Here is a 19,415-nt window from a genome sequence, read left to right as displayed (position 1 = left end):
TGTTTTATTCATTTTCTATTCCTTTTATTGCTTCATCTATTTCTAAATCACTTAGTGATAACACATGTGCTAATGGACTTTGTTCTAAACTTGGCACACCTTTACCCTTAATGGTATTTACTATAATAACTTTTGGTTTATTATTTTTATTGCTAAATGCCTCTTGCAAACCATCAATTATTAAATCGCAATTATGACCATCGCTAATTTCTATACATTCCCATCCAAAAGCTTCAAATTTATTTTTAAAAGGCTCAATATCTAATATATTGATACTAAAATCTAGCATTTGCTTTTTATTTGAATCCATTATTAAAATTAAGTTATCTAGATTATGATTAGCTGCAAACATAATTGCTTCCCAGTTAGAACCTTCTTGCAATTCTCCATTTCCTACTACAACTATCACTTTTTGACATTTATCTGAAATTTTTAGTGCATATGCCATTCCACTCCCTACGCCAAGACCGTGCCCTAAAGAACCATTTATAGTTTCATACCCGGGAATTACAGGGTCTGGAATACTACCTAAAAAGCTACCTGGTTTTGAAATATTTAATAACTCGTTCTTAGAAAAATACCCACAATCAGCTAAAATTGGATACAAACAAATAGAACCGTGGCCTTTTGATATAATCAATCTATCTCTTTTATCATTCAATGGATCTTTAGGATAAAATGAAAATATTCCACCATAAAATAAACTAACAAAAATTTCAATAGGAGATAAAGAAGATGCGATTCTAATCTCTTTAGCTCTTTGGTGAAGTTTTAAAGTTTCAATTCTAACTTCTTTAGATTTTTCTTTTAAATTCATATATTATCCTTTAACATTTTTATCCATTTTATATTTAACTCTATACCATCTTTAAGAGATACAAAAGAATTCTTTTTAAATTCATTAATATATTTTTGAATATCTAAATTAACTATGCTTTGAGCATGTAAGTTTTGTATATTTTCATATTCAGGCACAATGACTTTGGCATTTAGTAAATCTCCTATAATATTTGCTATACTAACAATTTTATTTTGATTCTCATCAAATATTCCGCCTACATTATAAATATATTCCTTTGCATGAAGTAATATATTTAAACACATCTCAATGCAATCGGTAATAAAATTAAACTGCCTTTTAGCCTCACCTCTATCTATCATTGCAATTTCTTGATAATCTAAAGCTTTTTTAATAAATTCATTCAAAAATCTTTTATCATTAAGTTTAACTCCAGGACCATAAGCTATAGCAATTCTGGCAATTTTTATATCCATATTATAATCATCTATATAAGCCTTACAGATTGTCTCAGCCATTCTTTTGGATTCTGCATATAGCGAACTTGGATTGAATGTATTTAAATCTCCATTATAATTTTCAGGAGTTGGAATTACACTAGTTTCCCCATAAATACTACTAGAACTTAAAAATAGTACTTTAGCCGAATTTTTATGTGCTAACTTCAAAAGCTTTATAAGCGTTGTTGTATTTAGCAATACGGTTCCTATTTTATTATCTAGAACTTTTTTTGGCTGACCATATGTTGCAGCATGGATAAGATAATCGAAATGAAAATCAAAAGATTCTTTATTTAAATCAGAATGCAAATACATTATATTATTATCTTTAGGCAGCCAATCAACAGGCTTTGAAAATGAATGAGCAATAATTTTAATATTAAAATTAAAATTTATATTTAGAAAATAAAAATAATTAACAAAATTTGACCCTATAAGCCCATTAGAGCCAGTAATTAATATCTTTTTATTTTTGAAAATCTCTATATTATCTACATAGATTTTTTTGTAGTAATCTTGTAAAAAATCATATAAAAACATCACTTCTCTCCTTCTAAAGATTTATAGGTTTTATAGAAGAGAAGTAAAGTCAGTAAGTTATATTTTAAGATTATATTATATAAAAAAGCAAATTTTAATTGAAGATATTTACTCTCTACCCCCCCCATACTGTACGAATTAATCATTGTCTGCAATCCTTTCTCTAGCGAAATTTTATTTTGGTATCCGAGTTTATTAAATTTTTTCCTACTCATTGTTTTTCTCAATGTTCCATCATTGCGACTTAGTTCTTTTTCAAAAATTAACTCACCTTTATAATCCATCAACTTAGCAATTAAAAACGATAGCTCTTTTATACTTACTGGCTCTCCATCTGTAAAATTTACAAATGAACTTATAAGATTATCTTTTTCATCATATTCGCAAAGATCTTTGAAGTCTATATTTTGTGCTAAATATATACAAAATCCAGCTAAATCTCTAGAATTGGCAAATTCTCTAGCTGCAGCACCAGTACCAATCATCTTGATATGATTGTCAAATATACCGTGCTTATCGCAAAATTCTAAGGCCTCTTTTTGGTTTAAATTTAAATCTTTACAAAGAGCGTTTATATTATTTTCATTACGCATTTTTGCTAAATAAATTTTTCTAAATATGCCAGCTTGGACGTGAGAATCTTCGATATCAAAATTATCATTTTCACCATAAATACTAGTTGGTGCTACACATAAAAAGTTCATCCCTTTTTCTAGATTTAAATATTCACATAGTTTAATTCCTGCTACTTTGCCTATAGCATAGCTTTCATTATTAGGTTGAAAAGCACCTTCGAGCATATATCTTTCTTCTAATGGCAATGGCGCATCCTTAGGAAAAACACATGCAGAAGCTAAATAAATTAATTTTTTAACTCCATTATTTGCAGCAGCCCAAATTACATTATTTTGCATTGTGATATTATTGTATAAAAACTCAGCGGGATATTTTTTTTGTTTAATAAATCCCCCTACAAAAGCAGCACTATAAAATACATAATCAGGTTTTTCTTGTTCAAAAAATTCATTTACAGCTTTTTGATTAATCAAATCCAGTTCATTATGGGTTTTATATATTAAATTTGTATATCCTTGCTTTTGCAATTCCTCTACAATTGCACTACCTACTAAGCCTCTATGCCCGGCGATATAAATTTTAGAATTTTTATCCATTGCAAATCCTTTTAGAATCTGCAATGAAATTTAAGTTATTTATTGTATCAAATGAAGTTGTATAAGTTAAATTTATAAATTTAGACTCTACCCCCCCCCTAATGCTATTTTTATACCATTGATACATCATTTTAATGCCTTCTTCTAACTCAATTTTATGTTTCCATCCTAGTGAATTTATCTTAGAAACGTCCATCAATCTATCCATTGTTGAATCTGGTCTAGATGTATTAAAATATAACTGACCATTAAATCCAACAATGCCTTTAATCATATCAACTACTTCTGCAATACTATAAGCAACTCCAGAGCCAATATTAATATGAGTATTTTGAGGATATTTGCCCTTAGCTAAATCGCTAAAATTAATATTTTCCATAGTAAAAATACTAGCATCGGCTAAGTCATCACTATGGATAAATTCTCTTTTAACCTTACCGGTCCCCCAAATTTCTACACTATCTTTGGCGATTCCATAATTATTTAGAATTTCAGTTGCTTCTTTTTCATTCATATTTAAATCTGCCAAAACACCTTCAAAATTATCATCTTCTAACATCTTAGCAAGATGAAATTTACGAATTAATGCAGGTAAAACTCTACTTTTACCAAAGTCAAAATTCGCCCTAGTTCCATAAAGATTATTAAGTGCTAAGCATAAATAATTAGTTCCATATTGAATATTATACGCTTCACACATTGCTGCCCCTGCTATTTTGGCTATTCCCATTGTGTATGCATTATATTCAAGATTGCTTTGCATCATATATTCTTCTTTTAAAGGATTTTGAGCAGAATATGGATACATATATCCCGAACCATAGCATATAAGCTTTTTGACTCCATGTAAATAAGATTGATGAATGATATTATTTTGCATCATTAAATTTACATAGATAAAATCAGCTCTTTGAGCAACATTTGCAGCACCGCATGGTAATACGGCACATAAAAACACATATTCAGGTTTTTCATTTTTAAACAAATCTGCAACTGCCTCTTGATTGGTTAAATCAAGCTCTTGACGAGTTCTAAGTATTAAATTATTAAAACCTCTAGCTCTTAAATTATCTACAAGAGCCGTACCAGCCGTTCCTCTATGCCCGGCGATATAAATTTTAGAATTTTTATCCATTAAAATCCTTTTGTATGATCTTGAGTCATTGCTTCTATATCTCTATTAGATAAAATTGGCTTATCCGTTGGCCAATCAATAGCTATTCTAGGATCATTCCAAGCAAATGTAAATTGATCCTTAGCATCTACATATTCGCCTTCGTATGCCCATTTATAATAATACATTGAATCGCAATCTGAACTAACATATTGAGCATTACCAAAACGCGGAGGAATTAAAATTAATTTTTGATTATCTGAATTAATAATAAATTTTTCATATTGCAAATATGTTGGAGAGTCTTTGCGGCAATCTACGACAACTTGATGTATCTCTCCAGTTACACAAGTTACTAGCTTCCATGATTTATGATCGCCATGGATTCCTCTTAATACATTTGGTTTTGAAAGAGTGAATTTATCAAGCACAAAATTTAAGCCATTTGGCAAAAGTTTCAATAGAGCGTCGCTTGAATACGCTGACCAAATCTCACCTCTTAAATCTTGAAACTTGCTAGGAGTTATTATATATACGCCTTTTAATTTTTTAGATTCTTGGATATCAAATTCTATCGCCATTACGCAACCTCTCTTTGCAAGGTTGCGTTGGTAGATTTTAAGCGTAAAGTAAATTTAGACTCTACCCCCCCCCTAATGCTATTTTTATACCATTGATACATCATTTCTATTCCTTCTTTTAAATTTATTTTATGTTTCCAGCCAAGAGATCTTAATCTTGAGCTATCGAGCATTCTATTCATAGTACTATCTGGTTTATCTGTATTAAAAATAACATCGCCCTTAAAACCAACTATGTCTTTAACTAAATAAGCCAATTCTTTAATACTTAAAAATTCGCCACTTCCTACATTCAAATGAGGTTCATTATAATTTTTCAAATTTTTGAAACTAATATTTTGAGCTATAAAAATAGAAGCTTTTGCTAAGTCTTTAGCATGTATAAACTCTCTTATTACTCTACCGCTCCCCCATATTTCAACACTATTTTTACTAACTCCAAATTTGGTTAAATACTCCAAAGCCTCTTCTAATGAATTCATTTTTAAATCTTTTAATACAAGATCATATCTTTCTTCATTTAAAAGTTTAGCGATATGAAATTTGCGTAGTAATGCTGGAAGAACTTTTGCTTTTTGTAGATCAAATTCTGCAGTTTGGCCATATAAATTTGCAAGATATAAAACAATAAAATCAGTTTTATATTGTAAATTATATGCCTCACACATTTTAGTACCAATAATTTTAGATAACCCATAAGCAGTTGCTTTATCATCTAATTTAGACTCTAATAAACTTTCTTCTTTAATAGGATTTATAGCACTTTGTGGATATGCCCAAGCTGATCCATAATAGATTAATTTTTTAACATTATTTTCATAAGCAGCTTGAAGTATATTTGATTGAAGCATAATATTTTCATATATTACTTCAGCAGGAGTAAAAAGACCTAATGTATCTAATTTAGCAGCACATAAAAACACATATTCAGGTTTTTCTTGTTCAAAAAAATCATTTACAGCTTGTTGGTTAATTAAATTTAGCTCTTCTTTGGTTTTTGTAATGATATTTACAAATCCATCGCTTTTTAACTCATCTAAAAGAGCGATACCTAAAGTTCCTTTATGTCCGGCGATATAAATTTTAGAATTTTTATCCATTGCAAATCCTTTTAGAATCTGCAATGAAATTTAAGTTATTTATTGTATCAAATGAAGTTGTATAAGTTAAATTTATAAATTTAGACTCTACCCCCCCCCTAATACTATTTTTATACCATTGATACATCATTTCTATTCCTTCTTTTAAATTTATTTTATGTTTCCAGCCAAGACTATGAATTTTAGAACAATCAGTTAGCTTATTCATAGCACCATTTGGTAAATTTGCATTAAAGACAAGCTCACCTTTAAAACCTACAACATCGCGAATAAGCATAGCTAACTCTTTAATAGTTATATTCTCATTTGGACCGATATTTAAATGAGTGTTTTGAATCTCTTTTTGATTATTATGTAGATTTTTAAATTCAATATTTTGCATAATAAACATTACCGCATCGGCCAAATCGCTACTATACAAAAACTCTCTTGTAGGCGTGCCATCACCCCAAATCTCTACACTATTTGCATTAACTCCAAATTTAGCCAAATACTCCAAAGCCTCATCTAAAGTTTCTAAATTTAAATCAGCCAAAAGCTCATTATATCTTTTCTCATTTAGTAGCTTTGCTAAGTGCATTTTACGCAAAATTCCAGGAACTACATGAGATTTTTCTAAGTCGAATTTATCATTATTTCCATATAAATTAGTTGGAGTTATTGTGATAAAATTTGTACCATATTGTAGATTATAAGACTCGCACATTAAAGAACCAGCTATCTTTGATATAGCATATGGTTTATTAGCATAACTTAAATCGCCAGTTAGCATATTATTCTCAGATGTTGGCAATGTTGCATTCATCGGATATACAGTTGTCGAAGCGATAAAAAGCAATTTTTTAACTCCGCTTAAGTATGCTTGATGTATCACATTGCACTCTATCATTAAATTTTGATAAATAAAATCTGCTCTATAAGTATTATTTGCCAAAATTCCGCCAGCCTTTGCTGCTGAGAGAATCACAAAATCAGGTTTTTCTTGTTCAAAAAATTCTTTAACAGCCATTTGATCTGTTAAGTCTAATTCATCATGCGTTTTGTAGATTAAATTTAAATAACCCTCATCTTTAAATTTTTGTAAAATTGCACTACCTACTAAACCCCTATGTCCAGCAATATAAATTTTAGAATTTTTATCCATTTAATTCCTTAATAATTGGCAAATTTAAATTTCGATTATTGCATTTATTAGCCAAATTTCTACTTAAATTTGGCTAATAGTTTTTATTTTTGCATTGCTAATATATCGCGCTCTGATAATATTGGATTAGTAGTAGGCCAATCAATAGCTATTCTAGGATCATTCCAAGCATAAGTAAATTGCTCATCTGCATCGGTATATTTACCGATATAAGCACATTTGTAATAATATACAGCACTTTGAGAGCTTACATAATGTGCATTGCCAAATCCAGCAGGTACCAAAATCATCTGCTGGTTATTGGCATCTATTATGAACTTTTCATATTGTAAATATGTAGGAGAGTCTTCACGGCAATCTACTACAACTTGATGAATCTGCCCATATACACATGTAGCAAATTTATAAGTATTTTTATCGCCATGTATGCCTCTAATTACATTATGTCTAGAATGAATAAATTTATCATGTATAAATCTAAGGTTATTTGGAAGAAGTTTATCAATAGTCTGGCTAGTAAATGCAGACCAAATTTCACCACGTAGGTCTTTGAACTTATTTGGAGTAATTATATATACACCTTTTAATTTTTTAGATTCTTGGATATCAAATTCTATCGCCATTATGCAGCCTTTTGAAGTGAAGTGTAAATGGCGATAGTTAAAGGTTTAGCTACAGAACCCCCCCCACAACTTTATTGAATAATTCTATTTGTTGGCTTATATCTACTTGATGATTACCTACAAAAAATCCATTTTCTTGTAGATATTTGGCATTTTTTAGCTCACCATGAATCTCATAATCAAAATATTTTATAACCTCATTTTGTGTAAAATCACCAGTAGCAATTGGGCGATATTCTATATTATTAGCCTCTAAAAATTTGATAATATCAGCTCTTTTTAATTTAGATTCAGGGCGAATAATTAGTGAAAATCCAAACCAAGAACTAGAACCGATCTCTTTTTGCATAATAAAATCTGGATGATTTGCAAAATATTTACTAAATAGTTTTGCATTTTCTCTTCTATGTTTTAAGAAATTTGGAAGCTTTTTAAGCTGTTCTATACCAATTGCTCCACTCATCTCAACTGGTCGGACATTATATCCAGGCAACACAAAGCGGAATGACTCACTAAACCAATCATCGCTTTTTGGTGCTATTAGATTATCTTTTGGTAAATTTCTAGTCCATCCATGCGCTCTAAGACATAATAATATATGATAAAGCTCTTCATTATCTGTTACAACAAATCCGCCCTCCATTGTCGCCATATGATGAGAATAAAATGTAGAAAATGTTCCCATAATGCCAAAAGTGCCAGCTTGTTTGCCATTATATTCTGCGCCCATAGATTCGCAATTATCCTCTAATAAAATAATATTTCTATCTCCGATAATTGCTTTAATCGCATCAAAATCATTTGGATTTCCAAGCAAATTTACACACATTATCATTTTAGTTTTATCACTAATTGCATCTTTTAAAGCTTCTAAATCATAATTTAGCGTGTGTAAATCTATATCTACAAATTTAAGCTTTAATCCATATTGATGTAATGGATAATATGTAGTACTCCAAGAAACTGCTGGAACTATGACTTCATCGCCTCTTTGTAATTTATTATTTTTAGTATAAAATAGTGCTGCAGTTGCAATTAGATTGGCTGTAGAACCAGAACTTGTCATCACAGCATATTTTGAACCGACAAATTTAGCAAAATCTTGCTCAAATTGTGCGACTTTTTTTCCCATAGTAAAGATATCGCTTTTGATAACTTCATTTATGGCATTTAACTCTTTTTCATCCCAAGTAGATGAAGCTAAAGAATAACCTTGCATACTAACTCCTTCCTAAAAGTTCAAAAAGCCAATTATACAAATAAATTGCTTAATATATCTACTATATAAAATATATAAAATATCAATTCTATTAAGTATTAAGTCAAAATAGCTCTTATATTTACTGATGAAATTTTGTCTATTTAGTAATTAATACAAACAATGCAACACCAAATATTAAATATGCAATGGTGTTGTTGCCGATTGAGTGAAAATATAAAAATAAAGCAAAATAGAAATTAAAAATAGAATAAAACACAAAGGATACTTTCCTTTGTGCTATTAGATTTATTAAACTATAATATAAATTTACAAGCCGCTAAAGTAAAGTTATAAATATTGCTTTTTAGCGTTTCATATTTATAGCATTTTTTATCATCTCATCAGCAGTTGTGATGGATTTTGAGCTAGCATCAAACATCTTTTGCATTACGATCATATCAGTTAAAGATACGCCTAAATCGACATTACTCATCTCTAAAGTATAATTTCTAATTACAGCTCCATAAGTTATATCGCCATTAGCATCGGTATAAAATATCGGATCGCCTGAGTTAGCACTGGCTTGATATGTGTTTTCACTAGCTTTGCTTAAGCCTTGATTGTTTTGAAAGTGATATAAAGCAACCTTAGCCACTGTAGCCATATCTCCATTATCAAAGACAGCCAAAATATCTCCATTATCGCTCATAGTATATTCATGAAGTAGGCCTTCAGGTTTGCCATCTTTTGATACTCTTAATTCTGGATTGTTCTGCTGGGCTGGACGAAGTCCATCAAAGCCTGTATTTGCTACATTTGCATTATATGGGGTGCCTAAATTTAAATCCAAATTTACTCCACCATTGCTAATAGCACCTAAAGTATTGCTAACTAGCGCTCCTTTTTCATTATAACTTAATACGCCTTGAGTAGCGCTAATAATCTCTCCAGTAGGACTTAGCACTGTTGCTACTGCATCAAATGCTATATTTTCAGCTTGAGGAACTTGCTTTGTAAATTCAAGTTGTAGTAAATTCTTATCCCCATTTGGCGCCCAAATATCGGTAGTAAATTTTTGAGTATTAGCAATCTGTTGAGGGACAACTGCACTAGCAGTATAAGTTAATTCGCCATCTAAATTTAACATAGCAGTAGTATTATCAAAATTCGCCACAAAAGCCCCACCATCTAAAGTCTGAGTTTTAACCTCTACGCTTTTACCATTTTGGTCAGTTATAGTGATTATAACATCTTTACTAAGCGAGTTTGGATAGTGAATTTCAGGAGTTTGATGAAGGTTACCTGCAATTGATATCGTACCTTTATCCTTATCTACTTCTATCTCTAATGCTTGAGTATTTAGCTCTACACTTTGATGTTCAGTTGTTATTGTTGAGTCTAGATATCCAGCATAGCTTACTTTTGTAGTTGGGGTAGCTGGGACATATAATACATCTGGTAAATTTATCTTAGTTTGGGCATTTACAGCATTTAATTCTATACTCTCTCCTACATCTAAAGTATAGGCTTCTACATTGCCATCTCTTACGCCTAACTTATCTAATGCGCTCTTGCCAAGTGTTGTGCCAGTTAAATTTGCTGTAGTTCCTAATAGATACATACCGCTTCTATTTACCATATCACCATTTACATCTCTAGTAAAATCGCCATTTCTAGTAAAATACTGCTCACCATCAACTCCAATTAAGCCAAAAAATCCATCTCCATCAATAGCCATATCAAAGACCTTATCAGTCGTTTGCAAACTTCCTTGAGTGAAATTTAAAGCCGTAGCCATCTTAGTTGAGCCTAAGCCTATTTGTGAATTTACAGGAGATTTTGAAGCACTTGCTAATGTGGTATAAAATAGGCTTTTAAACTCAGCAGTTGAGGATTTATAACCTACAGTATTGATATTTGAGATATCATTTCCAATTGTGTTATGGCCAAATTCAGCTGTCTTTACACCGTTTACACCATTATAAAATGCTGTTATCATGATTGAGTAACCTCATCTTTTTGACTATCATTATTAGCGATTTCATCTTTTGAATCTTTATCATTTACTGGTTTATCTGATTCATCATCTTTATCGCTGCTTGAGCTGCTATTTTGGTTTGAGTTTGTAACATTATAAGCAATTGGTTCAGTAAATTCAAGTACGCTATTCATATCTATATACTCACCAGCTACTTTAATATATGCTACGCCTTTATCAAATTTAACTGCTTCTACTGGATACTGGCCTAAAACAGTCTCTCTATTACCGCCATTAGCATCTAAATATTTAGCTTTTACTAGATACTCTCCTGGAAGAGTCGGCTCTCCATTGTTATTTTTACCATCCCATCTAAATTGACTAACACCAGCTTTAACATCACTTATACTAACATTACGAACTACATTACCTAGCGTATCATAGATCTCTATTGTCCCGCTTTTTGCCTCTACTGGAAAATATAGGCTAAAATCAACCTCTGAGGTTGGAGTATCTTTAGCTACAGAGTTAGCTAAGTTCGCCATCTTGCCTAATGCACTCATAGCATTTAGCGAAGCGCTTGCTTGCATCTGCTCACTTAGTTGTGTCATAACTTGGTTAGTTTTTTCTTGCATCTCAACTGTAGCTAGCTGACTAGTTTGCTCAAGCATCTTAGCACTATCCATTGGCTCGGTTGGGTCTTGATGTTGAAGTTCAACTAAAAGAAGTTTTAAGAAGGCATCTTTATCTAATTGCGAGTTTGGATTTACTCCACCTGTAACAGCATCTGCTTTTTGAGCTGCCTCATTTGCTGCCCAAAGATCTGTAGTAAATTGTGGTGTTTGGTTTATAGATGTTGCCATACTTTTCTCCTAATTTCTCTTATATTTTCCTATTTTAAGCAATTAGCATTCCAAATTTAAAAATATTTTGGCAATACTACTTCTAAAACTGTCTCTTCACTTTGAGATTGTTCAGTTTGTTCATCTTCATTGATATTAAATTTTTGTCTTTTATTTTCACCTTGATTTTGTTCTTTATTTGCATTATCACTAAAATTCATTGACAACTCACTAAAGCCCATATTTACAAGGCTTGCCTTAAATTCAGCCTGATGTTGCATAAAAAGCTGCATTGTTTGATTATTTGAATTAAAATTAATATGCAAATTTGAACCGCGATTTATTAGTGTAATCTCTACTTCGCCTAAATTGCCAGGGTTTAAAGTAAGATGGAATCTAGTAATTGGCGGTTTATATTCACTTATTTTTTCTTGAAGTTGTGTAGCAAAATTATCAAACACATGTTTTAAATTTAACTCTTTTGCATTTAGTTTAGCACTATTTACAATATCTTTTATTGGTGTATTAGATTGACTATTTTGATCAAAATTTTGACTACTTTGCTCGCTTAAATTTGAATCATTTGAACTACTCATAGATTCTGCTATAATAGTAGCTGGTGTTGGTTTGGCGCTTTGTTCGCCACTTTCTTTGATTGCTTTTTGCATTATATTTGCTAGATACTCATCAATGTTTGAGATATTTTGAGATTTAGTGCTTGCTTGAGTAGTTGGCTGCTTAATACTCTCTTTGATTTGGTTATCAATTTGAGTAGTTAAATTTGGCTGAGTTTTTTGCTCAATATTTTGAGTATCTTTGCTTAAATTTTGAACTGTTTGAGTTTTTATATCAGATTTTACTTGCTCGTTTAATGCTGCTTTTTTACTATCATCTTTACTAGCAAAAGTCTCTTTTAATAGATCTTTTAAATCAATTTTTGCTTCTGCTTTTGGCTCTATTTTAGCTTGAGATTTTATCTCATCATCATTTATTATAGTTTTATTATCTTTTTTTACTTCTACACTTTGGCCTAGCATTAACTTACTTAGAAGATTTTTATCACTATTTTCTATTTTTTGAATAGTTTTTTCTATATCTTTTTTTGTCATAGCATGCACTTCAATTGGGTTTTTTAATACAGGTACATTATTAAAAAATCCCTTAGAATGCAGATTTTTAAACTCACCTTTTAAAGCTTCAAGGCCATCTTTTGTAATCTTTATCTTGCTTAATCCTAGTCCAAATTTTTCACTTAAATTTAGTAAATCTTGCAAACTTTTAGCCCCTTTTAGCTCTTTTATATTTTTTTCAGTGGCTAAAAATTTATTTAAATTTGCACTTACTAGATTACTAATGCCTGTTTTCATACTTCCATTTTGAGATTCTAAAAGCCCAAGAAGAGTGATAAAATCAGCATTTTCAAGCATTATTTCATCTATGTTTTGCGGATTTTGATTAGTTGTTTGTACGATATTTTGTGCTATTTTATCATTTTTGATATTATCATTTTTACCAGATTTTTGACTTTTTGGGCTAGTTGATTGTGTGTTTGATTTAGACTCCATATCTCTTGTAGTATCTGATGTGGAGTCTTGACTTTGCTCATTTTGAGAGCTTTCATACTCTTTTACACTATTTTCAATCATCTTATAAAAGCTATCATTTTGCTCACTTTGAGCGTTGTTTTGATCAGCTTTAACTGGTTTATTTTGAACTTGATTAGTGGTATTTAGGCTTGCTAGAGCTTCATTTAGACCTTGCATTTAATATCCTAACTTAAATAATTTTGGTTTTATATAGCAAATTCTATTCCGATTTTTAGGCTTTGTATTATATTTATTAAATTCAAAGCAAATTTAGCAACTTTTAGATATAATCGCCCCTAAAAATTGAAAATATTTAAGGAAAATCTAGTGGAAAATATCAGAAATATCGCCGTCATCGCACACGTTGACCACGGTAAAACAACAATGGTAGATGAGCTACTTAAACAATCAGGCACATTCACAGAACACCAAAATATAGGTGAAAGAGTTATGGATAGCAATGATATAGAGCGTGAGCGTGGTATCACAATTCTTAGCAAAAATACAGCTATTCGCTATAAAGATTATAAAATTAATATCATTGACACTCCAGGACACGCCGACTTTGGTGGTGAGGTTGAGCGTGTTTTAAAGATGGTTGATGGAGTTTTGCTTCTTGTAGATGCACAAGAAGGCGTAATGCCACAAACCAAATTCGTTGTAAAAAAAGCCCTATCTTTAGGTCTTCGCCCAATCGTTGTAGTAAATAAAATCGATAAACCAGCTGGCGATCCTGATAGAGTTATCAATGAAATTTTTGATCTATTTGTCGCACTTGATGCCAATGATGAACAGCTTGAGTTTCCAATCGTATATGCTGCGGCAAAAAATGGCTATGCTAAACATAAGCTAGAAGATGAAAATATCAATATGGAACCTTTATTTGAAACTATTATAAATCATGTTCCAGCTCCAAGTGGCAAAGATGAAAATCCACTGCAACTTCAAGTTTTCACACTAGATTATGATAATTATGTTGGTAAAATCGGCATTGCTAGAATCTTTAATGGTACAATTAGTAAAAACCAAAGCGTAATGCTAGCTAAAGCAGATGGTAGCAAAACCACAGGTAGAATTAGCAAACTTATTGGATTTTTAGGACTTGAACGCACAGATATAGATACAGCAAGCAGTGGAGATATCGTAGCAATTGCCGGATTTGATGCTCTTGATGTAGGAGATAGCGTAGTAGATCCTAACTCACCAATGCCACTTGATCCACTTCATATAGAAGAGCCTACTTTAAGCGTAGTATTTAGCGTAAATGATGGCCCGCTATCAGGTACAGAGGGCAAATATGTAACATCAAATAAGATAGATGAGCGTCTAGAGAGCGAGATGAAAACCAATATCGCTATGAAATATGAAAATATAGGCGAAGGTAAATTTAAAGTAAGCGGTCGTGGTGAATTACAAATTACAATTTTAGCTGAAAATATGAGAAGAGAGGGCTTTGAGTTCTGTCTTGGTAGGCCAGAAGTAATTGTAAAAGAGATCGATGGAGTAAAATGTGAGCCATTTGAGCTACTTGTAATAGATGCTCCAGATGACTGCACTGGAGCAGTAATTGAAAAACTTGGCAAAAGAAAAGCTGAGATGGTAAGTATGAATCCTACTGGCGATGGTCAAACTAGAATCGAATTTGAGATTCCAGCACGCGGATTAATCGGTTTTAGAAGTCAATTTTTGACCGATACCAAAGGTGAAGGCGTGATGAATCACAGCTTTTTAGAGTTTAGACCACTTACTGGTACAGTTGAACATAGAAGCAATGGTGCATTAGTAAGCATGGAAAATGGCGTCGCTCTTGCATATTCGCTATTTAACCTTCAAGATCGTGGTGTGCTATTTTGCGAACCGCAAACAAAAGTCTATGTAGGTATGATTATTGGCGAACATAGCAGACCAAATGATTTAGATGTAAATCCAATTAAAGGTAAAAATCTAACCAATGTAAGAGCTAGCGGAAGCGATGACGCAATCAAGCTAGTGCCACCACGCAAACTAAGCTTAGAGCGTGCTTTAGAGTGGATTGAAGAGGATGAATTAGTAGAGGTTACTCCAATAAATATTAGAGTAAGAAAACGCTACTTAGACCCAACAGTACGCAAAAGAATGGCAAAAAAATAAACCTACTTATATAAAAGGCAGGAGTCATCTCCATGCCTTTTTAAATTTAAATTATTTTACTTCCCAGCCCCATTTTTTCCATACTTTTTGAGCATCTTTAGATTGGACAAACTTTATAAATTCCATAGCATCTTCTCTATTTTTTGTGCTATTTGTTACAGCTATCTCTGCTGCACGATAAATTATAGAATCTTTACCAGCTTGTACAAAATCTACTTTATCTTCACCTAAAACTTTAGTCCAATGAGACCATATTATAAGTGCATCTATGCTATCATCACTATTCCAGCGATCAACTGCCATTTTTGAATTTGGCGCATAATACACTATATTTTTTCTAAGTTTTAATAGATGTTTTCTTTTACCATTTTTAAGCGCCATATCTTCATATAGACCCACTTGACCAGCACCATCTACAACCATTACATTAATATTATCTTTAAGTAGATCTTTAAAACTTTTTATATTTTTAGGATTGCCTTTTTTAACTACTATTCCAGCCTCTCTAATATTTAAAACTTCTACATTTTTAACATCTAAATTACCATCAAATACTTTAATAAATCCATCCATCATAGATGAGTTACCAGCAAAAATAATATCAGCATCTACTTTTGCTTGATTAATCCACTGACCAGTAGGACCTGCAACTATTTTAACTTTTTTGCCTTTTTTAGCTTCAAATTCAGTTGCTAATTCTTTTAAAACAGGAGCTGGGCCACCAGGTCCATATGCGATGACTTCTGCATACATAGCTGAACTAATCAACAAAGATGCAAACAATATTTTTTTCATAAATACTTCCTTAATAATAAAATTTAAGCCTATGATTTTACATATTTTTTATTAATAAAATTAAAATTTCATACAGTCTAAAAAATTTTAACCAAATATTGACAAAATAAAGCTATAATCCATAAAAATTAAAGGAAATTAAATGAAAAAAATAATGCAAGAACGCTATTCATGTAGAGAATTTAATAACCAAAAAATTGATGATAATATCATTAATGAAATTTTAGATCTTACTAGATTAAGTCCTAGCTCGTGTGGTTTGGAGCCTTGGAAATTTATGGTTGTAAGCAAAGAAAATGATTTAAAAGAATTAGGGCAAATCTGTAATAATCAAGCCCAAGTAAGCGGATGTAGCCACGCTATAATCATAATCGCACGCAATGATTTAAAAGAGGGTTGTGATTTTATAAGAACTCAAGTAGATCGCAAACCTCGCACTCCTGAGAGACTTCAAAAAGCCCTTGATCACTTCGCAGCAAGGTTTAACCCACAAACCAATGAAGAGCTAATGCACTACGCATCACTACAATGCTATATGGCAAGCGCCAATATGGTAAATATCGCTCAAAGTCTAGGTGTTAAAAGCTGCATTGTAGCTGGGTTTGATGCTGATAAGTTAAATAACTTTGTAAATTTAGGAGAGAATTTTAGACCTGTTCTTGTAATTGCTCTAGGCTATAGCGATGAAGTAGCACCAGCTAAAATTCGCCAAAGCTTAGACCAAGTAGTTATCTATAAATAAAGGGATAAAATGGAAGTAAAATTACTAAACCATACTCCACTTTGGGTCTGTTCAAACGCTATTAGAACTTGCTGGCAAAGCTTTGATAAGGGCGATAACGGTGGCCAGATTGATATCGCTCTTATAGATAGAGTAGGAAACAAATTAAAGCATGCAAGCACCTTAGAACATCTACACTATAACTTCTATATCAAAGGAATTAGCAGAGCGCTCCTTCAAGAACTAGCACGCCACAGAATGGCAAGCCTAAGTGTCAAAAGCACACGCTATACTCTAAAAGAATTAAAAAATGAGGGTGAATTTGCACAAAATGATTGGGAAAATGCAAGCCGCTACCTAGTGCTAAGCGGTAACGCAGATGTAGATAATGCTAGCATAAACGCACTTAATAATCTTCGCCAAATTCTATCTCAAAATATCAGTATTGATATTGCTAAATACTGCTTGCCAGAAAGCTACAAAACTGAGCTTACCTGGAGTATAAATGCTAGAAGTTTGCAAAACTTTATAAGCTTAAGAAGTTCTAAAAGCGCACTTTGGGAGATTCAAAATCTTGCAAACGCCATCTACGCTGCACTACCTGATGAGCATAAATTTATCTTTGATGAGTGCGTTTATAAAGCAAAATAACTGCTATAACGCACGGTAAAAGCATAACCAAAGCCAAAAATAGCGGGGTATTTGCCTCAAAAATACCCACGCCAAAAGCGATCACTCCAGCTAACCCAAACTGCATTACTCCAAGTACAGCTGATGCGGTACCGGAGTGATCTTTAAACCTTGCCATTGCTAAAGTCGTAGAATTTGGCAATATAAATCCTAAAGTACCAATAGTTATAAAAATACCTATCTCAAAAACCCAAAACCCAAGCTTCATAAATGCCCCAAAACTAGCCATAATAAGAGCTAATAGCATTGCAAATAAAGCAAATTTAAGCAAATTTTCACACTCAAAACTTCTAGTAAGTCTAGCATTAATATTAGCAAATAGTACAAAAGCAAATGCATTAATACCAAATAATAGCCCATACTGCATCTCATTTAGCCCAAAATAGCCTATAAATACAAACGACGACCCAGTAATATAAGCAAAAAGCACAGCTGAAGAAAGAGCCCCAAGCAGACAATAAAGTATAAAAATAGGCTCTTTAAATACAAATTTATAGCTATCCATAGTAGCTTTATGAGAAAATTTAATACGCGTTATAGTAGATTCTCTAAGCCCAAAAATAATAAAACAAAGCAACAAAATACCTAAAATAAATAGCACTGCAAAGATACTCTGCCAAGAAAAATACTCAAGCAAAATTCCGCCAAATGTAGGCGATAACATCGGCGCAAGCGATGAAAATACCATCATTAAAGCATATACACCAGCTGCATCTTTGATATCAAAACTATCATTTACAATCGCCCTAGCAATCACAACCCCAGCACATCCGCCAAGTGCTTCAAAAAATCTTAAAGTGATAAAAACATAAATATTATCTACTAGCACGCACCCAAGACTTGAAACGATAAAAAGAACGATCCCGATAATTAGTGGAATTTTTCTACCAAAAGTATCGCTAAGAGGACCATAAATTAACTGCCCCAAAGCAAATGCTATAAAAAAACTAGCAAGGCTAAGCTGAGCAAGAAACTCACTAGCAGCAAAACTACTTTGCACATGCGATAGTGCTGGCAGATACATATCTGTAGATAGCGGTGCTATACTAGACATAAAAGCTAAAACAATAATTAATTTAAATTTAGAAAATCCATGTATTTTTGTAGTGCTTTGCATAAAAAGCCTTAAAAGTTATAGATTAAAAGTGGCCGGGAGAAAGGGATTCGAACCCCTGGAGGCTTTCACACCTCAACGGTTTTCAAGACCGCCGCTTTCGACCACTCAGCCATCTCCCGAGTGAATTATTTAGAAGTTTTTTGCTCTACCCAGCTAGCACCTTGATTGACCTTATCTTTGGACCACTCATAGGCTTCTTTAGAATCCTCTTTGACTCCGTGCCAAGTATTAGAACATCCGCATAATAACAAGATAAAAGCACAAAATATATAACGCATCTAAATCCTGTAAAACTGGAGGCGACACCCAGATTCGAACTGGGGGTAAAAGCTTTGCAGGCTTCTGCCTTACCACTTGGCCATGTCGCCATATATTAGTGGTGCCCAGAGCCGGACTTGAACCGGCACGGAAGTAATTTCCGAGGGATTTTAAGTCCCTTGTGTCTACCATTCCACCACCTGGGCAATTATGGAGCGGGAAACGAGATTCGAACTCGCGACCCCAACCTTGGCAAGGTTGTGCTCTACCCCTGAGCTATTCCCGCATCAATTTTGAAAGTTGAATAATATCAAAAGAAAACTTAAAATTTAATTTGATTTTGAAAAATTTCACTAAATTTAATTAAATTTCATAAAATTCTAAGCAAAATAAGTGTAATATTTTCAAATATTTTCAAAATGGGGTTATAGCTCAGCTGGGAGAGCGCTTGAATGGCATTCAAGAGGTCGGCGGTTCGATCCCGCTTAACTCCACCACTTAAGCTTCTTTTAAGTTTCAATCAA

The 19,415-nt window shown here is 32.3% G+C and carries 18 protein-coding genes and 5 tRNA genes; 4 read left to right on the top strand and 19 right to left on the bottom strand.

The features are described from left to right. Nucleotides 1–4 precede the first annotated feature (4 nt). The 12 genes from CVIC12175_RS00900 to fliK form a co-directional block, all read right to left on the bottom strand. Nucleotides 5–817 carry a transketolase gene (locus CVIC12175_RS00900; RefSeq protein ID WP_086315781.1) on the bottom strand — a complete coding sequence of 271 codons (813 nt, stop codon included), beginning with the start codon at nucleotides 815–817 and terminating at the stop codon, nucleotides 5–7. After that, the gene (locus tag CVIC12175_RS00895) at nucleotides 814–1,839 is read right to left on the bottom strand and encodes an NAD-dependent epimerase/dehydratase family protein (RefSeq protein ID WP_086315780.1); all 1,026 of its coding nucleotides are present in this window, start codon (nucleotides 1,837–1,839) and stop codon (nucleotides 814–816) included. The genes CVIC12175_RS00900 and CVIC12175_RS00895 overlap by 4 nt, the downstream gene beginning before the upstream one ends. After that, nucleotides 1,839–3,011 (bottom strand): NAD-dependent epimerase/dehydratase family protein, encoded by a 1,173-nt coding sequence (locus tag CVIC12175_RS00890; RefSeq protein ID WP_086315779.1) that lies wholly within the window; start codon nucleotides 3,009–3,011, stop codon nucleotides 1,839–1,841. Before CVIC12175_RS00890 ends, CVIC12175_RS00895 begins: the two co-directional genes overlap by 1 nt. Further along, on the bottom strand, nucleotides 3,004–4,146 hold the full coding sequence (locus tag CVIC12175_RS00885) for a GDP-L-fucose synthase family protein (RefSeq protein ID WP_086303002.1): 1,143 nt from the start codon (nucleotides 4,144–4,146) through the stop codon (nucleotides 3,004–3,006). Before CVIC12175_RS00885 ends, CVIC12175_RS00890 begins: the two co-directional genes overlap by 8 nt. After that, nucleotides 4,146–4,706 (bottom strand): dTDP-4-dehydrorhamnose 3,5-epimerase family protein, encoded by a 561-nt coding sequence (locus CVIC12175_RS00880; protein WP_086249314.1) that lies wholly within the window; start codon nucleotides 4,704–4,706, stop codon nucleotides 4,146–4,148. Before CVIC12175_RS00880 ends, CVIC12175_RS00885 begins: the two co-directional genes overlap by 1 nt. Next, nucleotides 4,706–5,806, bottom strand: a complete 1,101-nt coding sequence (locus tag CVIC12175_RS00875; protein ID WP_086315778.1) for an NAD-dependent epimerase/dehydratase family protein — start codon at nucleotides 5,804–5,806, stop codon at nucleotides 4,706–4,708. The genes CVIC12175_RS00880 and CVIC12175_RS00875 overlap by 1 nt, the downstream gene beginning before the upstream one ends. After that, nucleotides 5,799–6,950, bottom strand: a complete 1,152-nt coding sequence (locus CVIC12175_RS00870; protein ID WP_086256314.1) for a GDP-L-fucose synthase family protein — start codon at nucleotides 6,948–6,950, stop codon at nucleotides 5,799–5,801. Before CVIC12175_RS00870 ends, CVIC12175_RS00875 begins: the two co-directional genes overlap by 8 nt. Before the next feature lie 83 nt (nucleotides 6,951–7,033). Beyond that, complete coding sequence (locus CVIC12175_RS00865) at nucleotides 7,034–7,573, bottom strand: dTDP-4-dehydrorhamnose 3,5-epimerase family protein (protein WP_086249311.1); 540 nt, start codon at nucleotides 7,571–7,573, stop codon at nucleotides 7,034–7,036. A gap of 49 nt (nucleotides 7,574–7,622) precedes the next feature. After that, entirely contained in the window at nucleotides 7,623–8,792 is a 1,170-nt protein-coding gene (locus CVIC12175_RS00860; RefSeq protein ID WP_086315777.1) for a DegT/DnrJ/EryC1/StrS family aminotransferase, read from the bottom strand. Between the two features lie 346 nt (nucleotides 8,793–9,138). Continuing rightward, the gene (locus CVIC12175_RS00855) at nucleotides 9,139–10,773 is read right to left on the bottom strand and encodes a flagellar hook-basal body complex protein (RefSeq protein ID WP_086303010.1); all 1,635 of its coding nucleotides are present in this window, start codon (nucleotides 10,771–10,773) and stop codon (nucleotides 9,139–9,141) included. Beyond that, nucleotides 10,770–11,615, bottom strand: a complete 846-nt coding sequence (locus CVIC12175_RS00850; RefSeq protein ID WP_086303012.1) for a flagellar basal body rod modification protein — start codon at nucleotides 11,613–11,615, stop codon at nucleotides 10,770–10,772. Before CVIC12175_RS00850 ends, CVIC12175_RS00855 begins: the two co-directional genes overlap by 4 nt. A 56-nt stretch (nucleotides 11,616–11,671) precedes the next feature. Continuing rightward, the gene (fliK, locus tag CVIC12175_RS00845) at nucleotides 11,672–13,357 is read right to left on the bottom strand and encodes a flagellar hook-length control protein FliK (protein WP_086303014.1); all 1,686 of its coding nucleotides are present in this window, start codon (nucleotides 13,355–13,357) and stop codon (nucleotides 11,672–11,674) included. Between the two features lie 150 nt (nucleotides 13,358–13,507). Between fliK and typA the strand changes: the two genes are divergently transcribed. Next, a complete protein-coding gene (gene typA, locus CVIC12175_RS00840; protein WP_086303016.1) occupies nucleotides 13,508–15,310 on the top strand; it encodes a translational GTPase TypA in 1,803 nt (600 codons plus the stop codon). A gap of 51 nt (nucleotides 15,311–15,361) precedes the next feature. On the opposite strand, the gene CVIC12175_RS00835 is transcribed toward typA, so the two are convergent. Further along, complete coding sequence (locus CVIC12175_RS00835; protein WP_086256320.1) at nucleotides 15,362–16,105, bottom strand: extracellular solute-binding protein; 744 nt, start codon at nucleotides 16,103–16,105, stop codon at nucleotides 15,362–15,364. Nucleotides 16,106–16,247: 142 nt separating this feature from the next. Here CVIC12175_RS00835 and CVIC12175_RS00830 point away from each other — a divergent pair, with 142 nt between their 5' ends. Beyond that, on the top strand, nucleotides 16,248–16,847 hold the full coding sequence (locus tag CVIC12175_RS00830; protein ID WP_086303018.1) for a nitroreductase family protein: 600 nt from the start codon (nucleotides 16,248–16,250) through the stop codon (nucleotides 16,845–16,847). A gap of 9 nt (nucleotides 16,848–16,856) precedes the next feature. Then, complete coding sequence (thyX, locus tag CVIC12175_RS00825) at nucleotides 16,857–17,477, top strand: FAD-dependent thymidylate synthase (RefSeq protein WP_086303020.1); 621 nt, start codon at nucleotides 16,857–16,859, stop codon at nucleotides 17,475–17,477. Here thyX and CVIC12175_RS00820 read toward each other — a convergent pair. From CVIC12175_RS00820 to CVIC12175_RS00800, 6 genes are all read right to left on the bottom strand, one after another. Further along, the gene (locus CVIC12175_RS00820; protein WP_086257175.1) at nucleotides 17,443–18,633 is read right to left on the bottom strand and encodes a multidrug effflux MFS transporter; all 1,191 of its coding nucleotides are present in this window, start codon (nucleotides 18,631–18,633) and stop codon (nucleotides 17,443–17,445) included. The two genes, thyX and CVIC12175_RS00820, sit on opposite strands and share 35 nt — an antisense overlap. 29 nt (nucleotides 18,634–18,662) lie before the next feature. Beyond that, a tRNA-Ser gene (locus CVIC12175_RS00815) sits at nucleotides 18,663–18,752 on the bottom strand. Between the two features lie 6 nt (nucleotides 18,753–18,758). Then, nucleotides 18,759–18,911 carry a hypothetical protein gene (locus CVIC12175_RS08495; RefSeq protein WP_180380690.1) on the bottom strand — a complete coding sequence of 51 codons (153 nt, stop codon included), beginning with the start codon at nucleotides 18,909–18,911 and terminating at the stop codon, nucleotides 18,759–18,761. 16 nt (nucleotides 18,912–18,927) lie between these two features. Beyond that, nucleotides 18,928–19,001, bottom strand: a tRNA-Cys gene (locus tag CVIC12175_RS00810). Nucleotides 19,002–19,010: 9 nt separating this feature from the next. Beyond that, nucleotides 19,011–19,097, bottom strand: a tRNA-Leu gene (locus CVIC12175_RS00805). A 5-nt stretch (nucleotides 19,098–19,102) separates the two neighbouring features. Beyond that, nucleotides 19,103–19,177: transfer RNA gene (locus CVIC12175_RS00800), tRNA-Gly, on the bottom strand. A gap of 135 nt (nucleotides 19,178–19,312) precedes the next feature. Here CVIC12175_RS00800 and CVIC12175_RS00795 point away from each other — a divergent pair. Beyond that, nucleotides 19,313–19,388: transfer RNA gene (locus CVIC12175_RS00795), tRNA-Ala, on the top strand. Nucleotides 19,389–19,415: the final 27 nt, after the last annotated feature.

Source organism: Campylobacter vicugnae, assembly GCF_002139875.1.
GTDB lineage: Bacteria > Campylobacterota > Campylobacteria > Campylobacterales > Campylobacteraceae > Campylobacter > Campylobacter vicugnae.
Note: the sequence above shows the minus strand (reverse complement) of the source record. Positions and strands in the feature narration are given on the sequence as shown.